At 60.9% G+C, this 16,304-nt stretch carries 15 protein-coding genes and 1 tRNA gene; 6 read left to right on the forward strand and 10 right to left on the reverse strand.

The window, feature by feature from the left end:
• The 5 genes from ED21_RS07400 to ED21_RS07420 are packed head-to-tail and all read left to right on the forward strand — an operon-like array spanning position 1 to position 4,511.
• A complete protein-coding gene (locus ED21_RS07400; RefSeq protein ID WP_006833245.1) occupies positions 1–882 on the forward strand; it encodes a polysaccharide biosynthesis/export family protein in 882 nt (293 codons plus the stop codon).
• A gap of 24 nt (positions 883–906) precedes the next feature.
• Positions 907–2,232: a Wzz/FepE/Etk N-terminal domain-containing protein gene (locus tag ED21_RS07405; protein ID WP_006833246.1), complete on the forward strand. Its 1,326-nt coding sequence runs from the start codon at positions 907–909 to the stop codon at positions 2,230–2,232.
• Positions 2,229–2,951, forward strand: coding sequence for a CpsD/CapB family tyrosine-protein kinase (locus ED21_RS07410; protein WP_006833247.1), 723 nt, complete (start codon positions 2,229–2,231; stop codon positions 2,949–2,951). The genes ED21_RS07405 and ED21_RS07410 overlap by 4 nt, the downstream gene beginning before the upstream one ends.
• Positions 2,941–3,843, forward strand: a complete 903-nt coding sequence (xrtV, locus tag ED21_RS07415; protein ID WP_006833248.1) for an exosortase V — start codon at positions 2,941–2,943, stop codon at positions 3,841–3,843. Before ED21_RS07410 ends, xrtV begins: the two co-directional genes overlap by 11 nt.
• Positions 3,840–4,511, forward strand: a complete 672-nt coding sequence (locus ED21_RS07420; protein ID WP_006833249.1) for an exosortase C-terminal domain/associated protein EpsI — start codon at positions 3,840–3,842, stop codon at positions 4,509–4,511. The genes xrtV and ED21_RS07420 overlap by 4 nt, the downstream gene beginning before the upstream one ends.
• A gap of 79 nt (positions 4,512–4,590) precedes the next feature.
• Here the strand turns inward: ED21_RS07420 and ED21_RS15075 are convergent, their stop codons facing one another.
• From ED21_RS15075 to hspQ, 8 genes are all read right to left on the reverse strand, one after another.
• Positions 4,591–5,157, reverse strand: coding sequence for an NTP transferase domain-containing protein (locus ED21_RS15075; protein WP_198005829.1), 567 nt, complete (start codon positions 5,155–5,157; stop codon positions 4,591–4,593).
• On the reverse strand, positions 5,144–5,995 hold the full coding sequence (locus ED21_RS15080; protein WP_083800404.1) for an XdhC family protein: 852 nt from the start codon (positions 5,993–5,995) through the stop codon (positions 5,144–5,146). The genes ED21_RS15075 and ED21_RS15080 overlap by 14 nt, the downstream gene beginning before the upstream one ends.
• Positions 5,995–8,184 (reverse strand): xanthine dehydrogenase family protein molybdopterin-binding subunit, encoded by a 2,190-nt coding sequence (locus ED21_RS07435; RefSeq protein WP_006833253.1) that lies wholly within the window; start codon positions 8,182–8,184, stop codon positions 5,995–5,997. Before ED21_RS07435 ends, ED21_RS15080 begins: the two co-directional genes overlap by 1 nt.
• Positions 8,181–9,164, reverse strand: a complete 984-nt coding sequence (locus ED21_RS07440; RefSeq protein WP_006833254.1) for a xanthine dehydrogenase family protein subunit M — start codon at positions 9,162–9,164, stop codon at positions 8,181–8,183. Before ED21_RS07440 ends, ED21_RS07435 begins: the two co-directional genes overlap by 4 nt.
• Positions 9,161–9,670: a 2Fe-2S iron-sulfur cluster-binding protein gene (locus tag ED21_RS07445; RefSeq protein ID WP_156787385.1), complete on the reverse strand. Its 510-nt coding sequence runs from the start codon at positions 9,668–9,670 to the stop codon at positions 9,161–9,163. Before ED21_RS07445 ends, ED21_RS07440 begins: the two co-directional genes overlap by 4 nt.
• Positions 9,671–9,732: 62 nt before the next feature.
• Positions 9,733–12,252, reverse strand: coding sequence for a DNA ligase D (ligD, locus tag ED21_RS07450; RefSeq protein WP_006833256.1), 2,520 nt, complete (start codon positions 12,250–12,252; stop codon positions 9,733–9,735).
• 3 nt (positions 12,253–12,255) lie between these two features.
• Entirely contained in the window at positions 12,256–13,086 is an 831-nt protein-coding gene (locus tag ED21_RS07455; RefSeq protein ID WP_006833257.1) for a Ku protein, read from the reverse strand.
• Between the two features lie 270 nt (positions 13,087–13,356).
• Positions 13,357–13,737, reverse strand: coding sequence for a heat shock protein HspQ (gene hspQ, locus ED21_RS07460; protein ID WP_006833258.1), 381 nt, complete (start codon positions 13,735–13,737; stop codon positions 13,357–13,359).
• 161 nt (positions 13,738–13,898) lie between these two features.
• Here hspQ and ED21_RS07465 point away from each other — a divergent pair.
• Positions 13,899–13,988: transfer RNA gene (locus ED21_RS07465), tRNA-Ser, on the forward strand.
• 238 nt (positions 13,989–14,226) lie between these two features.
• Here ED21_RS07465 and ED21_RS07470 read toward each other — a convergent pair.
• Positions 14,227–15,891, reverse strand: coding sequence for a recombinase family protein (locus ED21_RS07470; protein ID WP_006833259.1), 1,665 nt, complete (start codon positions 15,889–15,891; stop codon positions 14,227–14,229).
• Positions 15,888–16,304 carry a DUF2924 domain-containing protein gene (locus ED21_RS07475; protein ID WP_083800412.1) on the reverse strand — a complete coding sequence of 139 codons (417 nt, stop codon included), beginning with the start codon at positions 16,302–16,304 and terminating at the stop codon, positions 15,888–15,890. The genes ED21_RS07470 and ED21_RS07475 overlap by 4 nt, the downstream gene beginning before the upstream one ends.

Consider the following 16,304-nt stretch of genomic DNA (forward strand, 5'->3'; position numbering starts at 1 on the left):
ATGCGTTTCAGGACTTTCCGTTTCTCGCTCTCAAAAGCTTTTCTTGGGAGTATCGGTGCTGCCGCTATCGCTTTTGGTTCGCCCGTAGGCGCGCAAAGTGCGGCGGTCGAGCAGGCCGCAGCAACTCAGCCGGATAGTGGGCTATCCGAACAGGCGCCTCCCCTGGCGGAAGGGTATATTCTCGGATCGGGAGACGTTGTGGAGGTCTCTGTCGTAGGCCGGGAGGAGTACAAGGCCCGAGTTCAGGTCCAGGTGGACGGGACCGTCCAGTTGCCTTTCATACGTTCGGTACCCGCGGCCGAAATGACGACCGCTCAATTACAGGACGAGGTTGAGCAGCGACTGCAGGACGGCGGATACTATACCGATCCTGTGGTCAGCGTAATCGTCGCTGGATATGCAAGCCGATATGTAGTTGTCCTAGGTCAGGTCGGCACGCCAGGCTTGCTGCCAATTGACCGCAATTATCGACTGTCCGAAGTTATTGCGCGGGTCGGAGGCATTTCTCCTGGTGGATCTGAAACAGTGATACTGACGCGGCAAAATGGGTCGCAAGTTGAGGTCACGCTGGAACAGATGGCGACTGGCGGGGCGGCAATGGACCCGTTTGTGGCAGCCGGCGACAAAGTCTTCGTCGATCGAGCCAGTGAGGGGGAGCGACCGTCTTTCTGTATCTACGGCGAAGTCAACTCGGCTGGTTGTTTTCCCTTGGGCGACAACATGTCCTTGCGCATGGCTCTGGCGCGAGCAGGCGGACTGACTAAGCTGGGTTCGGAAAAGAAGGTCGAGATATTCCGCGATGGCGAAGAGATTGCAAAGCAGGATCTTTCGGCGCAAGTCATGGCAGGTGACGTCATCAAGGTTGGCGAACGGTTCTTTTAAATCCTGCCGCTACGGGACATTCCTATGAGTATTGCACAATTCTTCAGAATGCTTTGGGCAAAGCGATTGCTTGTCGGAGCCGTCACCGCAGCAACCCTGTTCCTAGCCATCTTCGTATCGTGGATTCTGCCTCCCCGGTACGAAGCCACTTCGAGGGTCATGCTCGATATCGTAAAGCCCGACCCGGTGACAGGCGATGTAATCGCTTCTCAATGGGCTCGCGCCTATGTGAAGACGCAAATTGAACTGATCCGGGATTATCGAGTCGCCGGAAAGGCTGCCGACGCGGCCGGTTGGCTGGATTCACCCGAATTGGCGAAAGAGTATCGCGAAAGCGGTGCAGACGAGGACATGGATTTCCGGCGCTGGCTTGCGCAGCGGATCATCGATCATACCGAGGCGGACCTCGTAGCAGGATCGAACATCCTGGAAATCACCTATTCGTCAACTTCGCCAGAGCCTGCCGCGAAACTCGCTGACCTGGTTCGTGATGCGTATGTCGAGCAAACATTGGCCTTTCGTCGGGAAGCGGCACGCCGCAATGCAGACTGGTTCGATGAGCAGACCGAGACCTTACGTGCAGATTTGGCTGCTGCCCAAAAGGAGAAGACCGATTTCGAACGGGCGAACGGCGTCATCCTTACGGACGACTTGGTAGATACCGACACCGCACGTCTCCGTGCTCTTGCAAGCTCTCCCCCGCCCATGCAGACACAATCCATGGCCGGAGGCGGAGTTGCTCCGTCCTCGGGCCAACTTTCGCAAATCGATGCCGCGATTGCGGCCGCATCGCAAACGCTTGGTCCCAACCATCCCGACCTGCAACAATTGCGCCAGCAACGTTCTGCGCTCGCCTCTGCTGTTGCTCGTGAGAACGCTGCACAGCCGAGAATGGTTACAAGCGGGCCATCGCTCGGTTCGCTATATTCGGCACAGCAGGCCAAAGTTCTGGAAAACGCCGGCGCTGCTGGCGAAGCTCGCAGATTGGCGACCGATGTTCTGGTGCTGCGCGACCAATATCAGAAAACCGCCGCGCGTGCCGCCGAACTGGGTCAGGAAGCCAACTCTAACGAAAGCGGTTTGACGTTGCTTGGTGACGCTGTGGCGCCGCAAATGCGCACGTTCCCTCGCTATCCGCTCATCGCCGCCCTTGCTATTGCCGGTGGGCTGGCGCTGGGAATTTTTCTCGCACTTTGTGCCGAGTTGCTTTGGCGTCGTGTCCGTGGAGCCGAAGAGCTCGAAATTTTGGATGCTCCCGTTTTCGGAGTGATGAGCCAGGAAGTTCAGGCTTCGCCCAAGGGATCCATTCAGGACTTGTTTACACGAACTAAAGGTGTCCTATCTTCATGAGCGAGACGATCCAAGCGGACAGTGTACCGACGCAACTTGAAGAGATTGGAACCGCCGACGGGCTTGATCAAGCCGCTGAGAATTCCTTTGAGTTCTCGAGCGATCTGGTCCTTTTGTCAGAGCGCGGTTCTCTGGCTGCAGAAAACATATCCCTTCTGGTTTCAGAACTGCTTTCTCGGCATGTACAAAGCGCTCGACGAGGGCTCGCGTTTTGCAGCAGTTCCGCGGACACGGGGTGCAGCTATCTCGCCGCGAATGTTGCTGTAGGAATGGCTATGGCGGGAGTGCGGACACTTCTGATCGACGCGAACTTCCGCGACCCCAAAATTGATCAATACATCATTCCGAATTCCGACTCGAAAGGGTTACTGCATTGCATTGAAAATTCTGATGTCGGACTTGATGAGGCGATAAGCGAAGACGTTCTCCCCAATCTGTCTGTATTGCATGCGGGCGGCGTTGCCGCAGAGGCAGGATTGTTGGCCTCGGCCAATGCGAGAGCAGTCTTTTCGGAGGCGCTTCGATCCTATGACTGCACAATCGTGGATACTGCACCATCCAACCAGAGCTCAGATGCGATACGGGTAACCAACATGGTGCGCTACGCTCTGGTTATCGCGCGAAAGGACCACACCTACCTTAACGACATGAAAAAGCTTATCGCCGATATCCGTCAGAACAGAGGCGAGGTGCTGGGAACCTATCTCAATGAATTCTGAGGCCCATGCGGTATACGACGAAACGCGGTACCAGAAGGAAACTCTCGAACATCTTCGATCCCATTGGCTGGTGATCGCCTTTTGCGCGCTCTTTTCCGTGCCGACTATTGTTCGGTTGGCTGAGCAGTCTTGGTCTTTGGAAATCGGTGCACACGGCCCTATCGTTTTGGCGACTGGTCTCTGGCTTCTATCTCGCTGTGACTGGACGTCTCGTGGATATCACGAGGCTCGAAAGGCAACCCCTTTCCAAATGTTCTGGTGGACGCCTTTGATCGGTTCCTTGGTAGTCTACGTTTTCGGCAGAGCCTACGATTTCCTTATTTTCGAGACTGCTGGTCTTTATGGAGCGTTTCTCTCTTTCGTCGCCGTACGACTTGGCCACTCGGTTCTGATCCGCAACGCCTTTCCACTCGTATACCTTGCTTTTCTTATTCCCATACCCGGTTGGGTGATCGACGCAGCTACCTCGCCCTTGCAGCATTTCATATCTTATGCCGCGACGGGCATACTGCAATTCTTCGACTACCCAATTTCCCGAACCGGTGTTGCTCTTGAAATCGGTCAATATCGGCTTCTCGTCGAACAGGCTTGTTCGGGAATGAATTCGATCATTGGACTGGCTGCGGTAACGCTGTTTTATATATATGTTCTGCATCGCGCGAGTTGGCGTTACGCCTTACTCCTCGGCGCTTTGATCCTCCCCGTGGCCGTGCTGGTCAATTTCATAAGAGTTATGGTGCTGATCCTAACGACATATCATTTCGGCGATGCGACCGCTCAGGGCGTCTTTCATAACACGGCCGGGATGGTTCTGTTCGCGCTTGCGCTCGGCATAATTTTCCTTATCGATTTCGGTCTACGCAACCTGCTGTACAGGATTTTGGCGCGATGATGCTGGATAGACGCTCGGCAATCTTCGCGGGACTCTGTGCAACTGGTTTCGCCGCAGCCGAAGCGCTCCGACCACGAACCATCCTGAAGTTTGCACCGACCGAAACAACGCTGGAGGACACCGTCCCGAAGCAATTCGCAGGGTGGCGTTCGCAATTTGATCCGAGCCTCGTGGTCGCCCCCTCAGAAAATAGCCTCACAGCCCGACTTTATGACGATCTCTTAATGCGGAGATATATCCATTCCGAGACAGGGTTGGAGGTGTTCCTCCTTGCCGCTTATGGCGGCACTCAAACCGATGATTTACAACTGCACCGACCGGAAAGTTGCTATCCGGCAGTCGGCCTTCCCATAACGCGACGCGACGAGACTATCTTTACTTATGATGGGCGGGAGATCCCTTCGGTTAGTTTATTGTCCGAACTGCCAGGACGTATTGAAGAGATTTTCTATTGGAGTAGAATTGGCGACAAATTCCCCACGACAGCGTCTGAGCAGCGAGACGATAAGCTCAGTTTCGCTTTTGAGGGTCGAATTCCAGACGGAATGCTCGTAAGATTTTCTACTGTTCGCCGAGCTGAGCACGAGGCGTATTCCGACTTAGAAGCCTTCGCTAGAACTTTGCTGACATCGATGACGGAGCAGCAACGAGCATCCTTTATTGCATAACCTCTCTTCGCAGTCGTCCACCAAACCTGTAGTAGAAGAAATTGCGCGATCTCTGACTGGAGACCGAATGCAGGGGAGCCTACCGCCGCACGTTCAGCCTTTCGAGATCACGCACCGTATCTATGTCTGCGAGATGATCCTTATCCTGAGGGTCGACTAGGGTCGCCTCATCCAAATTCAGGCTGCGTGCTCCCTGCTCGCCGGAAAGCTTTCTGAGTTCGGGAAAGACAGCGCGAGGGAAAGCAGCTGGGCAGCCGTAAGAATTCGCATCGTATCGCGTGAACACGGTGCTCGACCCTTCAGCAAGTTTCCTAAGATGCTCGGAAGTGACGAGCGGCATATCGGCATGCAAAATCAAGATGCGACTGCATTTCTCGGACGCCGCTACTCCAGCGACGATGGAAGTACCCATACCCTGCGCCGCGAAACGGTTCTCTATCCTTTGCCAACCTGATCGACTTCCGATCGGGCTTGCTGGAGCCACCACCACTACACGGTGAGCCAACCCAGCCTGCTCAGCTGCGAGCGCTGCCCATTCCCACAGGGGACGCCCCCGAAAATCCGTCGTCAGTTTGCTTCCGCCAAACCGTTTGGCGGACCCGGCGGCCAAGAGTACCACGCCCACTCCTGCTTCAAAAAGATGCACGTTTGCGCTCGTATTCTGCGACGATTTCGGAGAGCGCCGAAAGCGCAAGAGTGCGTGGCGATTTACACGCTGGGATAAGACCGACCGGGCTGGTGATCCTCGCAACCGCCTCTTCGGGAATGTCTCGCGCAGCGAGAGCAAACGAACGCTCTATCCGGGCCTTCTCGCCACCTTGTGCACCAACAAAAAAGGCGCCTCCCGCGAGAGCTTCTTCCACCAATGGCAACTCCCACTGGTGATCGTGAAACAAAAGCAGGCAAGCGGTCCAGGCATCGTATTCGGCATTGCCTTGCGCGCGGCCGAGCACAAGACCATCCTTGTCGACGCATTTCACGTCGATCCGCATGGCCGCGCATAGCTCAGCGAATGCCGAAAGTTCTGGATCTTCGCCCAACGAGATTATCCGCAACGCGGGAACGTATTCTCGATTGAGCCGAAATTTCCCGCAGGCGAATAGGACTTGCGCCGAACGACGATTATAGAGTTCTTGGATAGCTTGGGTCAAAAGCGCCCTATCCGGGACTGGATCGAGCAGGATATCAAGACCACCGCCGCAGGGCAGTCGGAAATCGATTTTGCAGGATCCCCTGCCGTATCGTACTACGGTAGGCCCGTCGCAGCGCGCAATGTCCGACGCCAACTGTGCTTCGAGACAGCCGTCACTCATGCTCCCTATACACGAACCATCGGGAAGAACCGCCAACTGGGCGCCAAGACGACGAGAGAAACTACCATCGATTCCGACGATCGTGCACAGTCCGACGCCTTCAGCGCAGGCTGCCTTGAGAGCGACGTGATCTTCGTCAAGTAAAGCGATGCGTGGGCGTTCGGCCAGCATCAATCAGCCGTCACCGAAAGTACGCGGTCGGGCGTCATCGGATAATCGAAAAGTCGCGCCCCGCAGGCGTTGTAGATAGCGTTGGCGATAGCCGCCGCACCGCCGCACATGCCGAGTTCGCCGATCCCCTTCGCCTGGATCGGACTGGCCGCCCCGTCGCGTTCTTCCACCATTGCCACCTCGAGATCGGGTACGTCGCGGTGGACGGGCACATGGTATTCGGCAAGGTCGCAATTGACGAGATGCCCGTCGCGCGGATCGAATTCGAGCGCTTCGGTGAGCGCCACGCCGATGCTCCAGGTAATGCCGCCGAGGCATTGCGAGCGGGCGGTCTTGGCATTCAGGACGCGGCCGAAGCCGAACGCGCCGAGCATACGGTCCACCCGCGTTTCCCCGGTATAGGCGTTGACGCGCACTTCGGCGAAGAAGGCGCCGAAACCCGACGCGGTGTAATCGTCCTCGATGTCGCCGGGTTCGTAATGGCCTTCCCGGACGAGATCCTTGCCCCCGAGCAGGTCGCCGATCTCCTGCCCGTCCGAGGTCGCGCCTTTCTTCAGTTCGAGCCGGTCTTCCGCGACACCGGCTTTCGCCGCCAGTTCCTCCCGTATCGCCTTGCAGGCCACATAGACGGCCGACCCGATCGACGGCGCGCCCCAGCTGCCGCCCGAACCGGGGCCGCGCGGATGGGCCGTATCGCCCAGATCGACCATGACCGTTTTGGGCGGCAGACCGAGCATCTCGCCCGCGATCTGCGCCAGGATTGTGTAGGTCCCGGTACCGATATCGGTCATGTCGGTTTCGACCAGCGCCGTGCCGTCGGGCCTCAGCGTGACGCGCGCCCTGGCCTCGGCGATATTGTGGACACGGGCCGCGCTCGCCATGCCGGTGCCTATCCACCATTCGCCCTCGCGCCTCTGGCGGGGCCGGCGCGGACCGCTGTCCCAGCCGAACGCATCGGCGCCCTGTTTGAGGCACTGGGCCAGCGTGTGCGAGGAAAAAGGCAGGCCTTCCTCGGGGTTCTTTTCGGGAATGTTGCGCAAGCGCAGCTCCACCGGATCGATCCCGGCCTTCTCGGCGAGCACATCCATCGCCGCTTCGAGCGCGGGCATGCCAGCCGCTTCCCCGGGCGCGCGCACGGAGCCGGCAGTCATCCGGTGGATGCGCGCAACCATGAGCATGAGCTCGCGGTTTTCGCCGCCATAGAGGAAATGCGAGGATTGGAGGACAGGCTCGGCAAACTCTTCGCCCGGAAGGTTCGACACCAGCGCTTCGTGCCCGAACCCGGTGAGCGTGCCATCGCTGGTCGCCGCCAGCCGCAGTCTTTGCGTCGTTTCGCTGCGGCGCATGATGCACTGGAACACCTGCTGGCGCGAAAGCACCACCCGCACCGGTCGGCCCAGTTCCCTCGCTGCGAGGGCGGCCGCCACGACCTCCTCGCTGATGCCGAGCTTGGACCCGAACCCGCCGCCGACGAAGCGCGAGACGAGGCGGATGTTCTCTTCCTCCACCCCGAGCGCATCGGCCAGTTCGCTGATATTGTAGTTCAGCATCTGCAACGAGGCGTGGACGGTAAGCCGGTCGCCTTCCCATTCGGCGATCGCGGCGTGCGGTTCCATTGCGGCGGAAGCATGCCCCTTTGTCGTGTAGGTGACATCGACGCTGTGCGCCGCGTCCCTCATCGCTTGGGCCAAGTCCCCCTGCCGAACGGTTTCGTCCTCCTGCTCTTCCGTCTCAGCCGAAGCGGGATCGAGCGGGGCTCCGCCCTCTTCGCGGTATTCGACGCCCAGATGCTTCGCGGCGTCGCGCGCCTGTTCGAAGCTTTCGGCCACCACGAGGGCAATCGGCTGTCCCCAGTAGCACACCTGCCGCGGCCCCTGCTTGGGCGCTTCGTTGGCGGTGCCTTGCGCAGCGCGCGTGGTGAGCCGCTCGTCGTCGATCACCGCGAGGACCCCGGGCATGGAGAGGACGCTGTCCTTGTCGATATGCGTCGCGTCTCCGCGTGCGATCGTCGAGGTGACCAGAACACCCTCGGCGCAGTTGGCGACCGGATATTCGGCGGCGTAGGGCGCGGTGCCGGTGACCTTCGCCAGACCCTCGACCCGCGATACCGGCTTGCCGAGGACGTCCTGCTTCATGCCGTCGAGGCGGTTGGCGTTGTCCGGCTCGTCCTGTTTGAAATGCACCTTCATGCCGCGTCCTCCGCCGCTTGTTGCAGGACTGCGTGCAGCGTGCGACGCGCCAGCGGAATCTTGAAATCGTTCTCGCCGTAGCCGCGCGCGTCTTCGAGGAGGATGTCGGCGGCCGTGTCGAACAGTTCGCGCGAGGGCGCCTGGCCGACCAGCGCGTCCGCGAGGTGCGGATCGTGCCAGGGCTTATGCGCCAGCCCGCCGAACGCGAGATCCGCGCGGGTGAACTTCCCGTCGGCGATTTCGACAATCGCCGCGATGGAGACCAGCGCGAAGGCATAAGACGAACGCTCGCGGACCTTGCGGTAAAGCTGGGTACCGCCGACCGGCGGGGGGAGGGTGATCCCGGTAATGATCTCGCCCCGCTCGAGGACATTCTCGACCCACGGCGTATCCCCTGGCAGCACATGGAATTCCCGCAAGGGCACGCTGCGGTCCGTACCCGGTCCTGAAACGAGCACGGTTGCATCGAGCGCGCTCAGCGCCACCGCCATGTCGCCCGGATAGGTCGCGATGCACTGGTCGCTGGTGCCGAGGATGGCATGGAGCTTCGCAATCCCGTCGATCGCGCCGCAGCCGCTGCCCGGTTCGCGCTTGTTGCAGGGCTGATCGATATTCGTGAAGTAGAAGCACCGCGTGCGCTGGCACAGATTGCCGCCGTTGGTCGCCTTGTTGCGCAATTGCTGGGTCGCCCCGGCAAGGATCGCGCGGGCGAGCACGGGATAGTCTCTGCGCACCCGGGGATGGACGGCCGTCTCCGTATTGGTGGCAAGCGCGCCCAGCAGCAGGCCGCCATCATCGGTGTCCTCGATTTGCGCGAAGCCGAGCCGGTTGAGGTCGGCCAGCCGGCTCGGCGTTTCCACCTGCAGCTTCATCAGGTCGAGCAAATTGGTGCCGCCGGCGATGGCCATGGAATCGCTTGCTGCGGTGAGGCTGCCCGCTTCTTTAAGGGAAGGCGCGCGGGTGAACTCGAAGGGCCTCATGCCGTCTCTCCTGCGGCAATCTCCTCGATCGCGGCGACGATATTGGCATAGGCGCCACAGCGGCACAGATTGCCGCTCATCCGCTCGCGTATTTCCTCGCTCGTGATCGCAATGGATCCTTCCAGCTTTTCGCTGGCATCGCTCGGCCAATTCTCGGCCAGTTCCTGCAGCAGGGCCGTCGCCGAACAGATCTGGCCGGGCGTGCAATAGCCGCACTGGAACCCGTCGTGTTCGAGAAAGGCGCGTTGCAGCGGGGAGGGCTCGTCGGGCGTCCCGAGGCCTTCGATGGTGGTGACGCTGTCGCCTTCGTGCATCGCGGCAAGGGTGAGGCAGCTGTTGATGCGGATACCGTTCACGATGACGGTGCAGGCGCCGCATTGCCCGTGGTCGCAGCCCTTCTTGGTCCCGGTCAGCCCGAGGTCGTGTCTCAGGAAATCGAGGAGGGTGACGCGCGGGTCGTCGGGAATGGGTTGCGGGGTTCCGTTTACAGTGATGGGTTCGGCCAAGGACGCCTCCTTCACCCTTTCAAACCATCGGGCGGCAAAAGGTGTCCGCAAATTGCCAAAAGCTAGAGGTCCGGCAGGGACTGTTCGGCGAACCCCCAGCCATCGAGCGATTTCGACTGTGCGCGGCGGATCAGGGTCGCGGCGTCGTCGATGGAGAAGGGCCGGGCGTCTTCCATGGTCTTCAGCTTGTTCCACGCGACCGGCACGGCCACCGGTGCGCCGCTGCGGGCGCGGGCGGAATAGGGCAGGACGGCGGTCGACCCGCGCTGGTTGCGCAGCCAGTCGATGAAGATGCGGCCCTTGCGCTTGGCCTTGCTCATGGTCGCGGTGAAGCGGTCGGGTTCGGCCAGGCTCAGCGCTTCGGCGAAGCGGCGGGCGAAGTCCTTGTGCGCGTCCCATTCATGTCCGGGCGCGAGCGGCACCACGACATGCACCCCCTTGCCGCCCGACAGCATGGCAAAACTGACGAGGCCGAGGTCCGCCAGCCGATCGTGGATATCGCGAGCCGCCTGTTTCACCGCATCGAAGCCGAGGCCTTCGTCGGGATCGAGGTCGAAAATCATGCGGTCCGGCGCTTCGACACGGTCCGAACGGGCGCACCAGCCATGGAATTCGATCGTCCCCATCTGGACGCATTGCAGCAGCCCCCGCGGATCGTCGACGAAGAGGTAATCCTCGTGCCCGCCGTCCTTCTCACGGATGGGAACATGATGCACCGCATCCCCGAAACCCCCGCTGTCGTGCTTCTGGAAAAAGCACTTGCGCGCCCGGCCCTGCGGGCAGCGTACGAGGCTGATCGGGCGCCGGGCGGCATGGGGCAGCATAAGCGGGGCCACGGCTTCGTAATAGTCGGCAAGTTTGCCCTTGGTCTGACCGCTGTCGGGAAAGATGACGCGATCCCGGCTGGAAATCGTTACCCGCTCCTCGCCATCGGCTGGGACGGGGGCGGGCGTTTCGGGCTTCACCTCGGCGGACTTCTTGTCGCCCCTCAGGCCAAGGAAGCTGGCGTGGCGCACATTCCCGTCGGCGGTGAATTCGGCAAAGGCGATTTCGGCAACCAGCTTCGGCGTCACCCAGGTGACACCGCGAGAGGAAGATTTGTCGACCTCGGCAGGGGGCGTCTTGCGTTCGAGGCGCTTCATCTTCGCGGCCAGCCCGTCGAGATCGTCTGCCGTAAAACCGGTCCCGACATTGCCCTTGTAGACCAGCTCGCCCTTTTCGTGCTGCGCCAGCAGGAGCGAAGCGAAGGGCCGCGCCTTGGCGCTCGACCGCTTCCAGCCGATGACGACGAACTCCTGACGCCGCGTGCATTTGACTTTCATCCAGGCCTTGCTCGGGCGCGAAGCGTAACGGCCATCCACTGTCTTGGAGATGATGCCCTCCTGCCCGGCCTCGCACATGGTGCGGTAGAGCGTCTCGCCCGCACCCAGCACGTGCTGGGCGACATGGATGGGGGCCTCGGCCACGTCGAGCAGCGCTTCGAGCCGTTCCTTGCGCTCGATATTGGGAAGGTCGGTGAGGTCTTCTCCGGAAAGCTCGAGGAGGTCGAAGGCGTAGAGCGCCAGCGGATCGGACGGCCCTTGCGATCCCTTTCCGCGCTTGAGGACCTTCTGAAGCGTCGAGAAATCGGGATTACCCGACGCATCATGGGCGACGATTTCGCCGTCGATGAGGCAGGAGGGCAGGCCGAGCGCGGCCAGCGCCTCGACGAGGGGCGCGAATTTCTCGGTCCAGTCCTTTCCGTTGCGCGTATAGATGCGAACATCCCTGCCCTTTGCGGCGACCAGCGCGCGATAGCCGTCGAACTTTATTTCGTGCATCCACCGATTGCCCTGGGGTACCACGTCCACCAGCGTAGCGAGCTGCGGCTTGCGGTATGCAGGGAGCGGCGCGTCGCGGACCTCGCGCTTTTTTGCCACACGCGCGTTGCGGCGCGAAGCTTTCTCCATCTGCGCGAGGAAGGCGTCGTCCTTCTTGTCCGCCAGCGGATACTCGCCCTCCCGGTCTGCGGCGATCTGAGCCATCGACCGCCCGGTCAGCACGCTCGTAAGTTCGCGCTGGACGAGCGCGTCGCCCGCCTCCGCATGCTCGTCCTCCAGCTTGCGCAGCAACCAGTTCTCGCGCTTCTCTCCCGGTTTCGGCTTGAGGCGAATGAGCAGCCATTCGCCCTTCATGCGTTCGCCCGAGAGGGTGAAATGAAGATGGCCCTTGTCGAGGTCCTTCGCGCTCTTGCCTTCCACCGGTTCCCAGCTTCCCCGGTCCCAGAGCATCACCGTTCCGCCGCCATATTCACCCTCGGGAATGACACCTTCGAACCCGGCATAGGACATCGGGTGGTCCTCGGTGCGGACCGCCAGCCGCTTGATGTCGGGATCGGGGGAGGGGCCCTTGGTGACCGCCCAACTCTTGAGCACCCCATCCACCTCGAGCCGCAAATCCCAATGCAGCCGGGTCGCGTCGTGTTTCTGCACGATGAAGAGCTTGCCGGTCTCGCTGCTCGCCCGCTTGCCCTCGGGTTCGGGTGTGAGCGCGAAATCGCGCTTGGTGTTGTATTCGGCGAGGGGATCGGTGCGCGTCGCCACGGATCAGGCAGACTTCTTGCGCCCGGTCGTCTTCTTCGGCTTGTCCTTTTCGACCGATTGCTTGAGCGCCGCCATCAGGTCGATGACGTTGGAACCGCTTGCCGCGGCCGGCTCCTCGACATCGCCGATGACCTTCTTGCCACCCTTCGACTTGGCCTTCTTGTCGATCAGCTTGCGCAGGGCGTCCGAATAGCGGTCCTTGAATTCACTGGCGTCGAAGGAAGCGCTTTTCTGTTCGATCAGCGTGTTGGCAAGGTCGAGCAGTTCCTTCTTCGGCTTGGCATCGTCGATCTCCCCGAAGAAGGATTGGCCCGCGCGCACCTCGTCCGCATAGCGCAGCGTTTCGAGCAAAAGCCCCTTTCCGCAAGGCTTGATGGCGACCAGCTTCTCGCTCCCCCGCACCGAGAGCTGCCCGAGCGCGACCTTCTTCGCCTTGCGCAGCGCCTCGCGCAGCACGACGAAGGCTTCCTCGGCTAATTCGTCTTGCGGAGCAACATAATAGGGCTTCTCGAAATAGAGCGGATCGATCTCGCAGGCGTCGACGAACTGGACCAGTTCGAGCGTTCGCTTGCTCTCGATCTTGACCGCCTCGATTTCCTCGTCCTCCAGCAGCACGTAATTGCCCTTGGAAATTTCGTAGCCGCGAATGATCTCGTTGCGATCGACAGGGCCGACCCCGGGCACGACCTTCTCGTAGGAAACGCGCTTCCCGCTCGGTTCGTGGATCTGGTTGAAGCGCAGTTTTGCGCCCGACTTCGTTGCCGAGTAGATTTCGACCGGGATCGAAACGAGGGCAAGCCTGATCTGCCCCTGCCAATATGCGCGTGCCGCCATGATTTTCTCCGTTCAGCCAAGAACGTGCGAAGCGGGCACAATGTTTCGGCGCGGCACGATTGCCCGAAAAAATCGCCAGATGCTTGGAGGTCGTTAACCTTCGCCGCTTACCAGCAGGGGCACGGAGTTACTCCGCGCGGCCCGACAGCGTTCGGACCGCCGCGGGGCGAGCACTCCCGGGGCGGACGACCTAGCCCTGAATTCGTCACGGGAGGGAGCCGGATCGCCAGGGGGCAGTCCGGCTCCATTCCGTTGAACTGTGAAGAAGCCTCAGTGCGTGAGGCGGTTGCGCATCCGGTAGCGCCCGTTTTCGAACTGTTCGAAATACTGGTGCACATCGGGATGCGAGACGGGCCCGGCCAATGAATCGCGCACCAGGTTCTGCTGGCTCACATAGGCGACGTAATCGCTCTCGTCGCTTTCGGCGAGCAGGTGGTAGAACGGCTGGTTGCGATCGGGGCGGATGTCCTCGGGGATCGACTGGTACCAGTCCTCGCTATTGGCGAAGACCGGATCGACGTCGAAGATCACGCCGCGAAAGTCGAACGCCTTGTGTCGGACCACGTCGCCGATGGCAAAGCGCGTGAGGATGCGGCGCGGCGCCTCGAGAGTGCGGCCGGCCTGTGCGGAGAAAAACGATGCCCTGTCCATGAATAGGCAGGATATGGTGCGCCGCGGCAAATCGACAAGGGGGTGCGGCAATCCATCCCCCGTTTGTGCGCGCGAAAGGGGTTGGCAAGGGCGCAAGAGGTGGCTATTGGCCGCGCTCGCTTCGACCGGGGCCCATGGCCCCCCAAGCGCACCCGACATGCGGAGAGGTGGCAGAGTGGTCGAATGCGCTGCACTCGAAATGCAGTATACGGGCAACCGTATCGAGGGTTCGAATCCCTCCCTCTCCGCCACCCATAAGTCATTGACAGAGAACGATTTTCATCCTCGCGGAATGTCCCGCAGTTCTGCGCCATTCGGCGCCGGAAGTGGTCAGCCAGAGACCGCCTCGGACGCCGTACAGCGGCGAAACCCGCCATCATTCTCTGCGCCCTCATTCCGAGGTACCAGTTTCGAACTACTACGGGACTGATGCCCCAACGAAGACGAGCGGCAGTCGCCCGCCACTCGTCAATCGCTCTTCTCGCGAATCTACGCCCCGAGCAGAAGCTCTTCCTGTTCCTTCCACGCCAGCGGCAGGTCGCTAAGACCCAACAACTTTTTAGCATCGAGATCGACGGGCTGTTTTCCGGTAACGATCGCCTCCACAATCTTAGGCGCAAGAAAATGCAGCCGCACAACGCGAGAGGCGTAGGAACTGGTTACCTGCTGCTCGCGCGCGAGCGCCGAGACCGTCAGCTTGCGGTCCAGCATCATCTGCCACCACGTGCGAGCGCGATGGAGCAGCTTCAGTAGATGCTCCTGCGGCTCACCCTCGATCGACTTCGACAAGCCGCCCTGGATCAATCGAACAGCGCGACCGCTGCGCCGAAGGCTCGCCGCGACGGTGAGGGCTGGGTTGGTGGTGACTTGAGAAGTTGGGGCGATCGAGAGTAAGCTGCAAAGGCCCGTCGCAGATAGCTCTATCACCAATTGCGAGGGCCCGATGGTGATTTTCTCGATGCAAATTCGCGCTGCGGCTCGCTCACGCTTTTGCAGCCCGGTCGCCAAGCTCGCTGCGCGACCACCGAGAACTGCAACAGTGTCAGGTGCAAGCTCGACGCCAGCCTTCGCCAACAAGCCGAGCGGCTGTTCGACCTCCGTTGCTACGGCCTCGCACACGACCTTCTCCAGCTCGAGCGCCGGCACACGGAGCGTTCGCTGACCTTCCGCAGCTTTGCCATCGCTGCCCTTCCCGATGTAATAGCGGTTGCGGGTTTTTGCTTTAGTCGCATGGCTAGCGACAAGCGGATTGCCATCGCTGTCGAACGCCTTCCCAGCCAGCAGACTGGGCGAGCTTGCCGTACGCGCCTGCTGCTCGCCTTGGGTATTGGCTTCGAGTTGCGCCTGCACTCGATCCCACGTTTCGCGATCGACTATGGCGTCATGTTGGCCATCGTAGATATCGTCCTTGTGGCAGATTTTGCCCATGTAGATCGGGTTGGAGAGGATCTTGTAGATCTGACCTCGCGTAAACGGCATGCCGCCCAGCTTGCGGCCGGTGCCGGTCACGCGCTTGGGGACATGGATACCGTTGTCCGCCAATTGCGCTGTCAGCAGCCGGACGTTGCGGACCTTTAGATAGCGCTCGAAGATGCTGCGGATCAGCAGAGCGTGCTTCTCATCGGCCGCCAGCGTTCTGCCGTTGGCCTCATAGCCGAGCGGCACCACGCCGCCCATCCACATGCCCTTGGCCTTGGAGGCAGCGATCTTGTCGCGAATGCGCTCGGCGGTTACCTCGCGCTCGAACTGCGCAAAGGAGAGCAGCATGTTGAGGGTAAGTCGTCCCATGCTGGTGGTAGTGTTGAACGACTGCGTGACCGAAACAAAGCTGACCTCTGCCTTGTCCATCGCTTCAACCAGCTTTGCAAAGTCCAGCAGCGATCGCGTCAGCCGGTCGACTTTGTATACCACCACGATGTCAATCATGCCTGCGTCGATATCTCCCAGCAGCCGCTGCAGCGCTGGCCGCTCCAGCGTTCCGCCCGAGATGCCGCCATCATCGTAGATTTCGGGAAGCTGCGACCAGCTTTCCGAGGCCTGGCTGAGGATATAGGCAGCGCAGGCTTCGCGCTGGGCATCGAGCGAGTTGAAGTTCTGCTCAAGCCCCTCCTCGCTCGACTTGCGGGTATAGATCGCGCAGCGGACCTTGTTCATGTAGCCCTCGCCTTCGTCTTCAAGCCGAAGAAGGCCGGACCCGACCAGCGCGTGCCGGTGATCGCGCGGGCCACTTCGCTCAAAGAGCGCCAATGCCGCTCGTTCCAGAAGATCTCGCCAGCCTCGCCGATCGCGATCACGTGGAGCTTGCCGCCGTACTCGCGCGCAAGTCGCATGCCTGGACGGAGGTCCTGCGTAATCGTCTTCCCGCTCGCAGCCTGATCGAGCCGCTGCCGGATCTTGCGCGGCAGGCCGCGGCCGGACTTGGATTGTAGCTCATAGGCCACTGCCAGCCGCAGCATCTGCGCGCTGGCCTTCGGGAAGGACCGACCGGTGAGCTTCGCCCACCGGTTGCCGAGTGCGGGCTTGTCCATCGCTGCCAGAGCAGCCAGGTCGTCTGAAAACTCTGTCAC

It is taken from the genome of Erythrobacter sp. SD-21 (assembly GCF_000181515.1).
Taxonomy (GTDB): Bacteria; Pseudomonadota; Alphaproteobacteria; order Sphingomonadales; family Sphingomonadaceae; genus Qipengyuania.

Bases quoted from the DNA above. Each gene is read 5' to 3' on its own strand.
- ED21_RS07400 (WP_006833245.1), top strand. From the start codon at position 1: ATGCGTTTCAGGACTTTCCGTTTCTCGCTCTCAAAAGCTTTTCTTGGG.
- ED21_RS07405 (WP_006833246.1), top strand. From the start codon at position 907: ATGAGTATTGCACAATTCTTCAGAATGCTTTGGGCAAAGCGATTGCTT.
- ED21_RS07410 (WP_006833247.1), top strand. From the start codon at position 2,229: ATGAGCGAGACGATCCAAGCGGACAGTGTACCGACGCAACTTGAAGAG.
- xrtV (WP_006833248.1), top strand. From the start codon at position 2,941: ATGAATTCTGAGGCCCATGCGGTATACGACGAAACGCGGTACCAGAAG.
- ED21_RS07420 (WP_006833249.1), top strand. From the start codon at position 3,840: ATGATGCTGGATAGACGCTCGGCAATCTTCGCGGGACTCTGTGCAACT.
- ED21_RS15080 (WP_083800404.1), bottom strand. From the start codon at position 5,995: ATGCTGGCCGAACGCCCACGCATCGCTTTACTTGACGAAGATCACGTC.
- ED21_RS07435 (WP_006833253.1), bottom strand. From the start codon at position 8,184: ATGAAGGTGCATTTCAAACAGGACGAGCCGGACAACGCCAACCGCCTC.
- ED21_RS07440 (WP_006833254.1), bottom strand. From the start codon at position 9,164: ATGAGGCCCTTCGAGTTCACCCGCGCGCCTTCCCTTAAAGAAGCGGGC.
- ED21_RS07455 (WP_006833257.1), bottom strand. From the start codon at position 13,086: ATGGCGGCACGCGCATATTGGCAGGGGCAGATCAGGCTTGCCCTCGTT.
- hspQ (WP_006833258.1), bottom strand. From the start codon at position 13,737: ATGGACAGGGCATCGTTTTTCTCCGCACAGGCCGGCCGCACTCTCGAG.
- ED21_RS07470 (WP_006833259.1), bottom strand. From the start codon at position 15,891: ATGAACAAGGTCCGCTGCGCGATCTATACCCGCAAGTCGAGCGAGGAG.